This window comes from Streptomyces sp. NPDC050842, assembly GCF_044456565.1.
Classification (GTDB): Bacteria; Actinomycetota; Actinomycetes; order Streptomycetales; family Streptomycetaceae; genus Streptomyces.
In genome coordinates this window covers 229,339-242,154 of sequence record NZ_JBITGA010000008.1, presented here as the reverse complement: position 1 = coordinate 242,154, position 12,816 = coordinate 229,339, and the positions used below count along the sequence as shown (strand labels likewise).

Annotated in this window: 11 protein-coding genes; 3 read left to right on the top strand and 8 right to left on the bottom strand. The window is 73.1% G+C overall.

All coding sequences use genetic code 11. From position 1 onward, the window contains the following. Window positions 1–76: 76 nt before the first annotated feature. Both ACIBG6_RS27190 and ACIBG6_RS27185 read right to left on the bottom strand, forming a co-directional pair. On the bottom strand, window positions 77–490 hold the full coding sequence (locus ACIBG6_RS27190; RefSeq protein ID WP_399225230.1) for a RidA family protein: 414 nt from the start codon (window positions 488–490) through the stop codon (window positions 77–79). Beyond that, window positions 487–1,671 carry an acyl-CoA dehydrogenase family protein gene (locus tag ACIBG6_RS27185; RefSeq protein ID WP_399225229.1) on the bottom strand — a complete coding sequence of 395 codons (1,185 nt, stop codon included), beginning with the start codon at window positions 1,669–1,671 and terminating at the stop codon, window positions 487–489. Before ACIBG6_RS27185 ends, ACIBG6_RS27190 begins: the two co-directional genes overlap by 4 nt. Before the next feature lie 186 nt (window positions 1,672–1,857). Between ACIBG6_RS27185 and ACIBG6_RS27180 the strand changes: the two genes are divergently transcribed. Further along, a complete protein-coding gene (locus tag ACIBG6_RS27180; RefSeq protein ID WP_399225227.1) occupies window positions 1,858–3,480 on the top strand; it encodes an AMP-binding protein in 1,623 nt (540 codons plus the stop codon). Window positions 3,481–3,522: 42 nt separating this feature from the next. Beyond that, window positions 3,523–4,350: a PaaX family transcriptional regulator C-terminal domain-containing protein gene (locus tag ACIBG6_RS27175; RefSeq protein ID WP_399225226.1), complete on the top strand. Its 828-nt coding sequence runs from the start codon at window positions 3,523–3,525 to the stop codon at window positions 4,348–4,350. Here ACIBG6_RS27175 and ACIBG6_RS27170 read toward each other — a convergent pair. The 3 genes from ACIBG6_RS27170 to ACIBG6_RS27160 all read right to left on the bottom strand — a co-directional run bounded on the left by ACIBG6_RS27170 (window position 4,347) and on the right by ACIBG6_RS27160 (window position 8,038). Further along, window positions 4,347–4,835 carry a DUF1772 domain-containing protein gene (locus tag ACIBG6_RS27170; RefSeq protein WP_399225225.1) on the bottom strand — a complete coding sequence of 163 codons (489 nt, stop codon included), beginning with the start codon at window positions 4,833–4,835 and terminating at the stop codon, window positions 4,347–4,349. The two genes, ACIBG6_RS27175 and ACIBG6_RS27170, sit on opposite strands and share 4 nt — an antisense overlap. Before the next feature lie 84 nt (window positions 4,836–4,919). Continuing rightward, window positions 4,920–7,208, bottom strand: coding sequence for a bifunctional salicylyl-CoA 5-hydroxylase/oxidoreductase (locus ACIBG6_RS27165; RefSeq protein WP_399225224.1), 2,289 nt, complete (start codon window positions 7,206–7,208; stop codon window positions 4,920–4,922). A 2-nt stretch (window positions 7,209–7,210) separates the two neighbouring features. Continuing rightward, the gene (locus ACIBG6_RS27160) at window positions 7,211–8,038 is read right to left on the bottom strand and encodes an enoyl-CoA hydratase family protein (RefSeq protein WP_399225223.1); all 828 of its coding nucleotides are present in this window, start codon (window positions 8,036–8,038) and stop codon (window positions 7,211–7,213) included. Window positions 8,039–8,291: 253 nt separating this feature from the next. On the opposite strand from ACIBG6_RS27160, the gene ACIBG6_RS27155 reads away from it, so the two are divergent. Further along, complete coding sequence (locus ACIBG6_RS27155) at window positions 8,292–8,885, top strand: ATP-binding protein (RefSeq protein WP_399225222.1); 594 nt, start codon at window positions 8,292–8,294, stop codon at window positions 8,883–8,885. Here the strand turns inward: ACIBG6_RS27155 and ACIBG6_RS27150 are convergent. The 3 genes from ACIBG6_RS27150 to ACIBG6_RS27140 form a co-directional block, all read right to left on the bottom strand. Then, on the bottom strand, window positions 8,873–10,288 hold the full coding sequence (locus tag ACIBG6_RS27150) for an amino acid permease (RefSeq protein ID WP_399225221.1): 1,416 nt from the start codon (window positions 10,286–10,288) through the stop codon (window positions 8,873–8,875). The two genes, ACIBG6_RS27155 and ACIBG6_RS27150, sit on opposite strands and share 13 nt — an antisense overlap. A gap of 134 nt (window positions 10,289–10,422) precedes the next feature. Continuing rightward, window positions 10,423–11,445 (bottom strand): ornithine carbamoyltransferase, encoded by a 1,023-nt coding sequence (gene argF, locus ACIBG6_RS27145; protein WP_399225220.1) that lies wholly within the window; start codon window positions 11,443–11,445, stop codon window positions 10,423–10,425. Between the two features lie 136 nt (window positions 11,446–11,581). Beyond that, window positions 11,582–12,814, bottom strand: a complete 1,233-nt coding sequence (locus tag ACIBG6_RS27140; protein WP_317600058.1) for an arginine deiminase — start codon at window positions 12,812–12,814, stop codon at window positions 11,582–11,584. Window positions 12,815–12,816: the final 2 nt, after the last annotated feature.

The following is a 12,816-nucleotide window of genomic DNA, read 5'->3' as shown; positions in this document are numbered from 1 at the left end:
CCGGTCAGTCCACCTTTCGACATTAAGCCAGGGCCGGATGGGTGACCAGTTGATCAACGGCGGCGCCGCCGGCCGGTCAGGCGGGGGCGGGTTCGTCCAGGACGGCGAAGCCGTCCAGTTCCACGCGCGCCTGTTCGTCCCAGAGGCGTACGACTCCGATCACGGCCATCGCCGGATAGTCGCGGCCCGCCAACTGCCGCCAGATGTGGCCCAGTTCGGCGGCGTGGACGCGGTAGTCGTCGACGTCGGTGGTGTAGACGGTGACGCGCGCGAGGTCGGCGGGGGTACCGCCGGCGTGCCGCAGGGCGGTGAGCAGATTGCCGAGGGCGGTGGCGAACTGCTCGGGGAGGGTGTCCCCGACGACCGATCCCGCGGTGTCGAGCGCGGTCTGTCCGGCGAGGAAGACCAGGCGGGTGCCGGTGGCGGTGACCGCGTGGGAGAAGCCGGTGGGCGGAGCGAGTTCGGCGGGGTTGTGGCGGTGGAGACTCATGCGGACCCGACCTCCTGACGGGACACCCGAGGGGTGGCGTGGGCACCGCCGGCAGCGGCGGTCGCGTGCTTCGCGTACATCTCCTTGGCGATGATCGCACGCTGGACCTCCGTGGCCCCCTCGTAGATCCGGGGCGCGCGTACCTCGCGGTAGAGGTGTTCCAGGAGGTGGCCGCGTTGCAGGGCGGCGGCGCCGTGCACCTGGACGGCGGCGTCGACGACGTACTGCGCGGTCTCGGTGGCGAGGAGTTTCGCCATGGCGGAGCGCCTCGGCACGTCCGGGTCGCCGCTGTCGTACGCGGTGGCCGCCGCGTAGACGAGCAGGCGGGCGGCCTCCGTGCGGGTGGCCATCTCGGCGATGCGGTGGGAGACGGCCTGGAGGTCGGCGAGGACGCCCCCGAAGGCGGGGCGGGCCGCGGTGTGGGCGACGGCGGCGTCGAGGGCGGCCTGGGCCATGCCGACGGCGAAGGCGCCGACGCTGGGCCGGAAGAGGTTGAGGGTGTGCATGGCGACCCGGAAGCCCCGGTCCGGTTCGCCGAGGAGGTCCTCGGGGCCGACGGGGACGCCGTCGAAGGTGAGGGTGCCGAGGGCGTGCGGGGAGAGCATGTCGAGGGGTTCGCCGCCGAGTCCGGGGCGGTCGGCGGGGACGAGGAAGGCGGTGACGCCGCGGGCGCCGGCGCCCTGGGTGGTGCGGGCGAAGACGGTGGCGAAGTCGGCCTCGGGGGCGTTGGAGATCCAGCGTTTCTCGCCGTGCAGGTGCCAGCCGCCGCGCCCGTCGGGGACGGCGTCGAGGGCGAGGGCGGCGGCGTCGGAGCCGGCACCGGGTTCGGAGAGGGCGAAGGCCGCGACGGCCCGTCCGGCGGCGACCTCGGGGAGCCAGCGGGCGCGCTGCGCGTCGGTGCCGAAGGCGGCGACCGGGTGGGCGCCGAGCCCCTGGAGGGCGAGGGCCGTCTCGGCCTCGGTGCAGACCTGGGCGAGGGATTCGCGCAGGAGGCAGAGGTCGAGGGCGCCGGCGTCGAAGAGGCGGGCGAGAAGGCCGAGTTCGCCGAGGGCGGCGACGAGGGGGCGGTTGACGCGGCCGGGCTCGCCCTTCGCGGCGAGGGGCGCGAGGCGGTCGGCGGCGAGGACACGGAGCTCCGCACACCAGGTGATCTGTGCCGGATCGAGCGAGAATGCGGGCATGTGGGCCCTCTCCGGCGCCCTCCGGCGCCCTTGTCGGTGCGCCCTGCGGCGCCCTTGTCGGTGCGCCCTGCGGCGCCCTGGTCGCTGCGCCCCGGGGCGCGCTTGTCGCGAACTGTTGACTGCCGTCACCAACACGATACGCTCGTGTGGCGTTGAGCGACCCCACCACGACAGGGGGACGGACTCATGGAGCTGACACCCTCGGCCCACCTCGACACCTTCGCCCGCGACCGGCTGCCGCCGCCGGAGCGGTGGCCACGGCTCCTCTTCGAGCTGCCGGAGCTGACCTACCCCGACCGGCTCAACTGCGGGGCGGAACTCCTCGACCGTACGGTGGAACGATTCGGCACGGACCGGCCCGCCTTCCACGACGGCCAGGGCCGGGTCTGGAACTACGGCGAGCTCCGCGACCGCGTCGACCGCATCGCCCACGTCCTCACCACCGACCTGCGGGTCCGGCCCGGCAACCGGGTGCTCCTGCGCGGCCCCACCACCCCCTGGCTCGCCGCCTGCTGGCTCGCCGTGATGAAGGCCGGTGCCGTCGCCGTCACCGTCCTGGCCCAACAGCGCGCCCCCGAACTGGCCGTGATGGCCGACGCGGCCCGCTGCACCCACGCGCTCTGCGACGCGCACTCCCTCGACGAGCTCCTCGCCGCCCGGATCCCGGGCCTCCGCGTCACCCCCTTCGGCGGGGACGGCCCGGACGACCTCCTCGCCCTCGCCGCCGGCCGCCCCGGCCGGTACGAGGCGGTCGCGACCGCCGCCGACGACGTGGCGCTCATCGCCTTCACCTCCGGCACCACCGGGCAGCCGAAGGGCTGCGTCCACTTCCACCGGGACGTCCTCGCCGTCGCCGACACCTTCTCCGCGCACGTCCTGCGCCCGCTGCCCGACGACGTCTTCGCCGGTTCGCCGCCGCTCGCCTTCACCTTCGGGCTCGGCGGGCTCGTCGTCTTCCCCCTGCGGGCCGGGGCGAGCGCGGTCCTGCTCGAACAGGCCGGCCCCCGACAGCTGCTCGCGGCGATCGAGCGGCACCGGGTCTCGGTGCTCTTCACCGCCCCGACCGCCTACCGCGTCATGCTCGACGAGCTGGCCGGCGACGCCGCCCCCGACATCAGCTCGCTGCGGCGCTGCGTCTCCGCCGGCGAGAACCTCCCCGAGGCGACCTGGAAGGCCTGGTACGGCCGCACGGGTCTGCGCCTGATCAACGGCATCGGCGCGACCGAGCTCCTGCACATCTTCATCTCGGCCGCCGACGGCGACATCCGCCCCGGCACCACGGGCCGCCCGGTACCCGGCTGGCAGGCCAGGGTCGTGGACCGGGAGGGCCGGGAGGTCCCGGACGGCGAGGAGGGGCTGCTCGCCGTGCGCGGCCCGGTGGGCTGCCGCTATCTCGCCGACCCGCGCCAGGCCGAGTACGTACGGGACGGCTGGAACGTCACGGGCGACACGTACGTCCGCCGGCCCGACGGCTGGTTCCGCTACGTCTCACGCGCCGACGACATGATCATCTCGGCCGGGTACAACATCGCCGGGCCCCAGGTCGAGGAGGTGCTCCTCGACCACCCCGACGTCGTCGAGACGGCGGTCGTGGGCCGCCCCGACGAGCTGCGCGGCCAGGTCGTCGTCGCGTACACGGTCGTACGGGACGGGGTACCGCGCGATTCCGGCACCGCCGCCGCGCTGCGGGCCTTCGTCCGCGCCCGCCTCGCCCCGTACAAGTCACCCCGCCGGATCGTCTTCCTCGACGCGCTGCCGCGCACCGCGACGGGCAAGCTCCAGCGCTTCCGACTGCGCGACCCGGCCTGATCCGGCGCCGGGCGTGTCCGACGCACCCCCTAAAGTGATCACGTGGCCGAGCAGCACACTCCCCGATCCTTGATCGTCTCCCTCTACGGCGCCTACGGGCGTGGGCCCGACGAGTCCCCGATGCCGGTGGCCGCGCTGATCCGGCTGCTCGGGAGGCTCGGCGTGGACGCGCCCTCGGTGCGGTCCTCGGTGTCGCGGCTGAAGCGGCGCGGGCTGCTGGTGCCGCGCCGGACGGCGGACGGGGCCGCCGGGTACGCCCTGTCGGAGGACGCCCGACGGCTCCTCGACGACGGTGACCGCCGGATCTACACCCGTACGGAGCCGAAGCTGTCCGACGGCTGGGTCCTGGCCGTCTTCTCGGTCCCCGAGGCCGAGCGGCACAAGCGGCACCTGCTGCGCTCCCGGCTGGCCCGGCTGGGCTTCGGCACGGCGGCGCCGGGTGTCTGGATCGCGCCCGCCCGGCTGTACGAGGAGACGCGGAACGCCCTGGAGCGTCTGGAGCTCTCGACGTACGTGGACCTCTTCCGGGGTGAGCACCTGGGGTACGCGGCGACGGCCGAGGCGGTGGCCCGCTGGTGGGACCTGCCGGCGATCGCGCGGCTGCACGAGGAGTTCCTCGCGGTGCACGAGCCGGTCCTGCGGGCCTGGCGGTCGGCGCCGGGCGGCCCGGAGGACGCCTACCGGGCGTATCTGCTCGTCCTGGACTCCTGGCGCCGCCTGCCGTACGCGGACCCGGTGCTGCCGGCGGAGCTGCTGCCCGACGACTGGCCGGGCCGGCGCTCGGCGGAGGTCTTCGCGGCCCTGCACGGGCTGCTGTGGGACCGGGGCGCGGAGTTCGTGCGCCCGTACGTCGCCGGGGACGCTGCCTAGTCCCGGGCTGCGCCGCGTACCGTCATCGCCCGGAGCAGGCAGACGAATCCCGCCACCGACAGGATCGTGCGGACCAGGTTCCACGCCACCCAGGGGTCCTCGAAGGCGGCACGGGCGGCGGCCGGGTCGTGGGCGGCCGCGAGGGCGGCGTTGAGGGGCACGTTCGCCGCCGAGGTGACCACGAAGACGGCCGCGCAGAGGACGAACCCGGCGAGCGTCCAGGCCCGCGCCCGGGTGGCCCGGTGCTGCCAGGCGGCCACCGCCGCGAGGATCGGCGCCCCGAAGAACGCGGTGAAGAACACCGGGTTCTGGATCACGTCGTTGATGTTCCGCATCACCTCGAAGAAGACCCTGTCGTCGCTGCGTGCCAGCGCCGGCATCACCGAACAGACGTACGCGAACACCACCCCCGCGACCAGTCCGGTCGCCACCGTCGCCGCGCCGAGGACGGCCCCGGCACCTCTCCCACCCGTTGCCTGTGTCATGTCCCCATTCAAGTGGGGAGCGTGGGGTGGAGACCATGGTTCCGCGTCGCGCCCGCATACGCGCGCGTCCACGCGGTCTCGGTCTCACTGGTCGCGGCGGCCCGTCGGAGGCGGGCGGCTCCCCGCGCGGTACGGGGCCGGCCAGGGTGCGGCCGGGCCCTCGTAGCCCTGCTCGGCCGCCGCGTGGAGGGTCCAGTGCGGGTCGTAGAGGTGGGGGCGGGCGAGGGCGCAGAGATCCGCCCGGCCCGCGAGGAGCAGGGAGTTGACGTCGTCCCAGGAGGAGATCGCGCCGACGGCGATGACGGGGACCCCGACCGCGTTGCGGATCCGGTCGGCGTACGGGGTCTGGTACGAGCGGCCGTACTCGGGGCGCTCGTCGGGGACGACCTGGCCGGTGGAGACGTCGATGGCGTCGGCGCCGCGGTCGGCGAAGGCGCGGGCGACCGCGAGGGCGTCCTCGGGGCTCGTGCCGCCCTCGGCCCAGTCGGTCGCCGAGACGCGCACGGTCATGGGGCGGTCCGCGGGCCACACCTCCCGTACGGCGTCGAAGACTTCGAGCGGGAAGCGCAGCCGGCCTTCGAGGGCGCCTCCGTAGGCGTCGGTGCGGTGGTTGGTGAGCGGGGAGAGGAAGCCGGAGAGCAGGTACCCGTGGGCGGCGTGGAGTTCGAGCAGGTCGAAGCCGCTGCGGGCGGCGCGCCGGGCGGCGGACGCGAACTCCTCGCGTACGGCGGCGAGTCCGGCGCGGTCGAGGGCGCGCGGGGCCTGGTTGACGCCCGACCGGTACGGCAGGGGCGAGGCGGCGACGAGTGGCCAGTTGCCGTCGGGCAGGGGCTGGTCGATGCCCTCCCACATGCGCCGGGTGGAGCCCTTGCGGCCGGAGTGGCCGAGCTGGACGCCGAGCGCCGTGCCGGGCGCCTGGGTGTGGACGAAGGCGGCGATCCGGGCCCAGGCGTCGGCCTGTTCGTCGGTCCACAGGCCGGTACAGCCGGGGGTGATGCGGCCTTCGGGGCTCACGCACACCATCTCGGTCATGACGAGTCCGGCGCCGCCGAGCGCCCTGGCGCCCAGGTGGACGAGGTGGAAGTCGCCGGGGACGCCGTCCTCGGCGACGTACATGTCCATGGGCGAGACGACGACACGGTTCCGGAGGGTCAGTCCGCGCAGCCGGAAGGGGGTGAACATGGGCGGCGTCCCGGGCGGGCAGCCGAAGTCGCGTTCGACGGCGGCGGTGAAGGCCGGGTCGCGCAGCCGGAGGTTGGCGTGGGTGACGCGGCGGCTGCGGGTGAGCAGGTCGAAGGCGAAGCGGCGGGGCGGCCGGTCGACGTGGTCGGCGAGCTCCTCGAACCAGCGGAGGCTGGCGGCGGCGGCCCGCTGGGTGGACGCGACGACGGGTCGGCGCTCGGCCTCGTAGGCGGTCAACGCCTCGGCGAGGGTGGGGTGTTCGCCGAGTTGTCGGGCGAGGGCGAGGGCGTCCTCGACGGCCAGTTTGGTGCCGGAGCCGATGGAGAAGTGCGCGGTGTGGGCTGCGTCGCCGATGAGGACGGTGTTGCCGTACGACCAGCGCTCGTTGACGACGGTACGGAACGCGGTCCAGGCGGAGCGGTGGGAGCGCAGCTCCCGGCCGCCGAGCGCCTCGGCGAAGATCTTGGCGCAGCGGGCGGTGGACTCGGCCTCGTCGAGTTCGTGGAACCCGGCGGCCCGCCAGACCTCCTCGCGCATCTCGACGATGACGGTGGAGGAGTCGGCCGAGAAGGGGTAGGCGTGGAGCTGCATCACGCCGTGCTCGGTCTCGGCGATCTCGAAACGGAAGGCGTCGAAGGGGAAGTCCGCGGCGAGCCAGATGTAGCGGCAGCGGTGGGTGGTGATCGTGGGGCGGAAGTCGTCGGCGTGGGCCTCGCGGGTGCGGCTGTGGACGCCGTCGGCGGCGACGACCAGGTCGTGGCCGGCGGCGAGCTCGGCGGCGGGCGGGGCCTCGGTGCGGAAGCGGAGTCGTACGCCGAGCTCGGCGCAGCGGGCGTGGAGGAGCTCCAGGAGGCGACGGCGGCCGAGGGCGGCGAAGCCGTGGCCGGTGGAGGTCGTGCGGTGGCCCCGGTGGACGACGTCGATGTCGTCCCAGCGGACGAGCTCGCGGCGGAGCGCCTCGTACACGGCGGGGTCGGCGTCCCGGATGCCGCCGAGGGTCTCGTCGGAGAGGACGACGCCGAAGCCGAAGGTGTCGGAGGGCGCGTTCCGCTCCCAGACGGTGACCTCGCGGGCGGGATCGAGCCGTTTGAGGAGGGCGGCGGCGTAGAGGCCGCCGGGGCCGCCCCCGATGACGGCGATCCGCGCGGGACGCCCGTCGGTCCGGGGAGCGGCCGATGTCGCGGCGGCCATGGCTAGCGGCCCTGCCATTTCGGCGGGCGCTTCTCCGTGAAGGCGGCGTGGAACTCGGCGTAGTCCTCGCCGTGCATCAGGAGGGCCTGGGTCGCCGCGTCCAGCTCGATCGAGGCCGCGAGCGGCATGTCCAGCTCGGCGGAGAGCAGGGCCTTCGTCTGGGCGAGGGCGAGCGCGGGCCCGTCCGCCAGGCGGCGGGCGAGGGCGGCGGCGCGGGTGTCGGCGGCGCCTTCCTCGGTCAGCTCGCTCACCAGGCCGATGCGCTCGGCCTCGGCGGCCTGGACCGGTTCGCCCAGCATGAGGAGCCGTGTGGCGTGGCCGAGCCCGACGACCCGGGGCAGCAGGTACGCCGCGCCCATGTCCCCGCCGGAGAGGCCGACCCGGGTGAAGAGGAAGGCGAAGCGGGTGGTGGGGTCGGCGACCCGGAAGTCGGCGGCAAGGGCGAGGACGGCCCCGGCGCCCGCCGCGACGCCGTGGAGCGCGGCGACGACCGGGAAGGGGCATTCGCGGAGTGCCCGGACGACCTGGCCGGTCATCCGGTTGAAGTCGAGGAGTCGTGCGGTGTCGAGGGAGAGGGTGGCGCCGATGATCTCGTCGACGTCGCCGCCCGAGCAGAAGCCGCGGCCCTCGCCGCCGAGGACGAGGGCGCGGACGGCCCGCTCGCGGGAGAGCTCGGCAAGCAGGTCGCGCAGGTCGGCGTAGGCGGCGAACGTCAGGGCGTTGAGCTTCGCGGGGCGCGCGAGGGTCACGGTGGCGACGCCCTCGTCGATGTCCAGGCGCAGGTGCCGCCAACGTTCGGTGCGGGTCGCGGAGCCGGTAAAGGGGCTCATCCGGAACGGCCTCCTTCCTCCACTCGGAGGGTATCACCGTACTGTGACCGTCGTCACGAGCACGCGATAAAGGGGGGGTGATCGCGGACCTCACAAAGTCCCGGGAGAGAGATGACCGAAGTCCCTACCGGCCGGGGAGGGGTGCCCTGGGAACGGGATTTTGCACCTCGTAAGGTTGAAACCAGGACGTCTCGGGATGCCTCCATCCCACTCGCCCACCCTGCCGCCCTCGGTGAAGGGAGCCCTGCCACCCATGCCCGAAGCCACCGGACCCGCCGACCCTGCCGGACCCCAACCCGGCCCCGGCGACACCACTGGACCCACCGGACCCACCGGACCCACCGGACCCACCGGACCCACCGAACCCACCGAACCCACCGGACCCACCGGACCCACCGGACCCACCGCCTTCTGGCGTATCCGGCTGCCCCACACGACCGCCGCCGTACCGATCGCCCGCGCCCTGATCCGTACCGCGCTCAACGACATCGACCCCGGCGCGGCCGCCCTCCCCGACGGGGACACGGCGGAGCTGCTCACCGCCGAGCTCGTCGCCAACGCCGTCGAGCACACCGCCGGCCGGGGCCCGATCGAACTGGTCGTCGAGCTGCTCGCCGCGCCCGGCGGCTGTCAGATCGAGGTCCACGACTCCGAGCCCGCCCGCCCCGGCGAGCTCGTCTGCCCCGACCCCGAGGTCGGGGTCGACCCGTGGCAAGAGCACGGCCGCGGCCTCCTCCTGATCCGCGCGCTCAGCAGCGACTGCGGCCACCGCCCGACCGCGGGCGGCAAGGCGGTGTGGTTCACGCTCCCCGGGATACCGGCCCAGCGCCGCCGTCAGGAACCCTGAGAGGCGGGGTCCGTCGTCGTACCGAGCCGCGAGTGACGGCGGCCGTAGAGCGCGTACACGAGCGCTCCGACGACCAGGAAGACCGCGAACTGCACCCAGGTCGTCCAGCCCGTGCCCCAGATCAGATAGAGGCAGAAGCCGATGCCGAGCACCGGGCTCAGCGGGTAGAGCGGCACCCGGAACGAACGCCGCAGCGCCGGGTCGCGGCGGCGCAGCACCATCACCGCGAGATTGACGACCGCCATGACGGCGAGCGTGCCGATCGTGGTCAGGCTGACGACGACGTCGAGCGAGGCGAAGGCGGCCGGGACGGCGAAGACGGCGGCGACGATCCAGGTGTTCGCCACCGGGGTCGCGGACTTCGGCGACACCCGCTCGAAGACCCGGGGCACCAGACCGTCGCGGGACATCGACATCAGGATGCGGGTCTGGCCGTACATCACCGCGAGGACGACGGACGCGATGGCGACGACCGCGCCGAAGGCGACGATCCCGCCGCCGACCGAGGAGCCGGTGACCTCGTCGACGACGAGCGAGAGCGCGGCAGGCTGGTCGGCGACGGCGCCGGCGCCGAGGGCCCCGATCGCGGCGAGCGCGACGGAGCAGTAGAGCAGGGTGACGAGCCCGATGCAGATGAGGATCGCGATCGGGATGTTCCGGCGCGGGTTCTTCACCTCCTCGCCGGCCGTGGTGATCGCGTCGAAGCCGATGTACGAGAAGAAGGCCACCGAGGCGCCCGCGGTGATGCCGCCGGCGCCGTTCGTGAACGGCGAGAGGTTGCCGTCCTCGAAGGCGGAGAAGCCGATCACGCAGAAGACGACGAGGATGCCGATCTTGAGGATGGCCATGGCGGCGGTCGCCCGGGCGCTCTCCCTGACACCCCGTACGAGGAGGGTGGCGGCGAGCAGGATGACGACGACGGCGGGCAGGTTGACCACACCGCCGTCCGCGGGCCCCGCGGAGAGCGCCGCGGGCAGCTGCCAGCCGATGAGGCTGTCGAGCAGCTCGTTGAGGTACTGGCTCCAGCCGACCGCGACCGCCGAGACGGAGACGCCGTACTCCAGGAGCAGGCACCAGCCGACGAGGAAGGCGGTCCGCTCGCCGAGGCTCGCGTAGGCGAAGGAGTACGAGGATCCGGAGACCGGGATCGCGCTGCCCAGCTCGGCGAAGGAGAAGGCGGTGAAGACACAGGTGATCCCGGCGAGCACGAAGGAGATCACGACCGCGGGGCCGGCCTCCGCGACGCTGTCGGAGAGTCCGACGAAGATGCCGGTGCCGACGATCGCACCGACGCCGAAGCACACGAGCTGGAAGAGGCCCATGGTGCGCTTGAGGCCGTGACCTTCGAGGTCGGCGCCGGACTCGGCGATGAGCTGCTGCGGGGACTTGATCCGCGAGGACATGCGGGGGGTCTCATATCTGGTGGTGCGTGGTGCGTGGGGGCATGCGTGAGGGGGGTCCGGGCATGTATGCCCAGACCCCCCTGAAGGATGCGATCGTAGCCGCACCGCGCATATTCACCCAATCGGGCGTAAAGCTATGCCTGCGGCTCCCCTGCGGGACCGGCCATGGTGGCGACCAGGACCGCCTTGATCGTGTGCATCCGGTTCTCGGCCTCGTCGAAGACGACCGAATGCGCCGACTCGAAGACCTCGTCGGAGACCTCCAGCTCGGTCAGACCGTGCCGGGCGTGAAGGTCGCGGCCGACGGCCGTGCCCAGATCATGGAAGGCCGGCAGACAGTGCAGGAACTTGACGTCCGCGTTCCCGGTGGCCCGCAGCACGTCCATCGTCACGGAGTACGGGGAGAGGGCGGCGATCCGCTCGTCCCAGATCTCCTTGGGCTCACCCATCGACACCCACACGTCGGTGGCCACGAAGTCGGCGCCCCGGACCCCGTCCGCCACGGACTCGGTGAGCGTGATCGTGGCGCCGCTCGTCTCCGCGAGCTCGCGGGCGGTGGCGACGACCGCCTCGGCCGGCCAGTACGCCTTCGGGGCCACGATCCGCACGTCCATGCCGAGCAGGGCTCCGGTGACCAGGTAGGAGTTGCCCATGTTGAAGCGGGCGTCCCCGAGGTAGGCGAAGGCGATGCCGTCGAGCGGCTTGTCGGTGTGCTCGGTCATGGTGAGCACGTCGGCGAGCATCTGGGTGGGGTGCCAGTCGTCGGTGAGGCCGTTGAAGACGGGGACCCCCGCGAAGGCGGCGAGCTCCTCGACGGCGGCCTGGCTGTCGCCGCGGTACTCGATGCCGTCGAACATCCGGCCGAGGACGCGGGCGGTGTCCTTGACCGACTCCTTGTGGCCCATCTGCGACGCCGCGGGGTCCAGGTAGGTGGTGGAGGCGCCCTGGTCGGCGGCGGCGACCTCGAAGGCGCAGCGGGTGCGCGTGGAGGTCTTCTCGAAGATGAGGGCGATGTTCCTGCCACGCAGCCGCTGGACCTCGGCACCGGCCTTCTTCGCGGCCTTGAGTTCGGCGGAGAGCGCGACCAGGCCGCGGAACTCCTCGGCGGTGAAGTCCAGCTCCTTGAGGAAGTGGCGGCCGATGAGGTCTGTGGCCATGGGACGCGCTCCTGGGGGTACGGGTCGAGGGGACGGCGGTCGCGGACCTTGGAAGTCTATACGAACATCAGCATTTATATACAGCCCCGTGTCAGGTGCCGGCTGTGTCCGATGCCGGCCGTCCGCCCCCGGCACCTCAGGTCGCGTCGCGCTCCACCGGGCAGCTCATACAGCGCGGGCCGCCCCTCCCCCGGCCCAGCTCGCTCCCCGGGATCTCGATCACCTCGATGCCCTGCTTGCGCAGGTGCGTGTTCGTGGTGACGTTCCGCTCGTACGCCACGACCACCCCCGGCTCCACGGCGAGGACGTTGCACCCGTCGTCCCACTGCTCGCGCTCCGCCGCGTGCACGTCCTGCGTCGCCGTCAGGACACGGACGTCCTGGAGCCCCAGGGCCGCCGCGATGGCGCTGTGCATCTGCTCCGGCGGATGGTCGGTCACCCGCAGGGACTGCCCCGCGTCGCCGGGTTCGATCGTGTACGAGCGGAGCATGCCGAGCCCCGCGTACTGCGTGAACGTGTCCTGGTCGACCATCGTCATCACCGTGTCCAGGTGCATGAACGCGCGCCGCTTCGGCATGTCGAGCGCCACGATCGTGCGCGCCGAACCGGCCGCGAACAGCCCCCGGGCCAGCATCTCCACCGCCTGCGGCGTGGTGCGCTCGCTCATCCCGATGAGCACGGCGCCGTTGCCGATGACCAGGACGTCCCCGCCCTCGATCGTCGACGGGTAGTCGCGCTGCCCCTCCGACCAGTGGTGGAAGGAGCCCGCCTCCGGGCCCGCGAAGAGCGGGTGGTGCCCGTAGATCGCCTCGAAGTGCACGGTCTCGCGCTGCCGGGCCGGCCAGCGCATCGCGTTGATCGAGACGCCGTCGTAGATCCAGGCCGAGGTGTCCCGGGTGAAGATGTGGTTCGGCAGCGGGCCGAGGACGAAGTCGTCCAGGTCGAGCGCGTGGAAACGCACCGACGTCGGCTCCCGGTGCGCCGCCAGGAACTCCCGCTTCGTCATGCCGCCGACGAGCGCCTCGCCGAGCGCCCCCGCGTCCAGCGAGTCGAACGCGGCGCGCAGGTGGTCGGCGGCCAGCGGCCCGTACTCCTTCTCGTCGAAGACCCGGTCCAGGACCAGCGCGCGGGCGGCAGGCACCTCCAGGGACTCCCGCAGCAGGTCGCCGAAGAGATGCACCTCGACCCCGCGGTCGCGCAGCACGTCGGCGAAGCCGTCGTGCTCCTGGCGTGCCCTGCGCACCCAGAGCACGTCGTCGAAGAGGAGCGCGTCCTTGTTGGACGGCGTGAGCCTCTTCAGCTCCAGATCGGGGCGGTGGAGGATGACGCGGCGCAGCCGCCCGGTCTCGGAATCGACATGGAATCCCATGG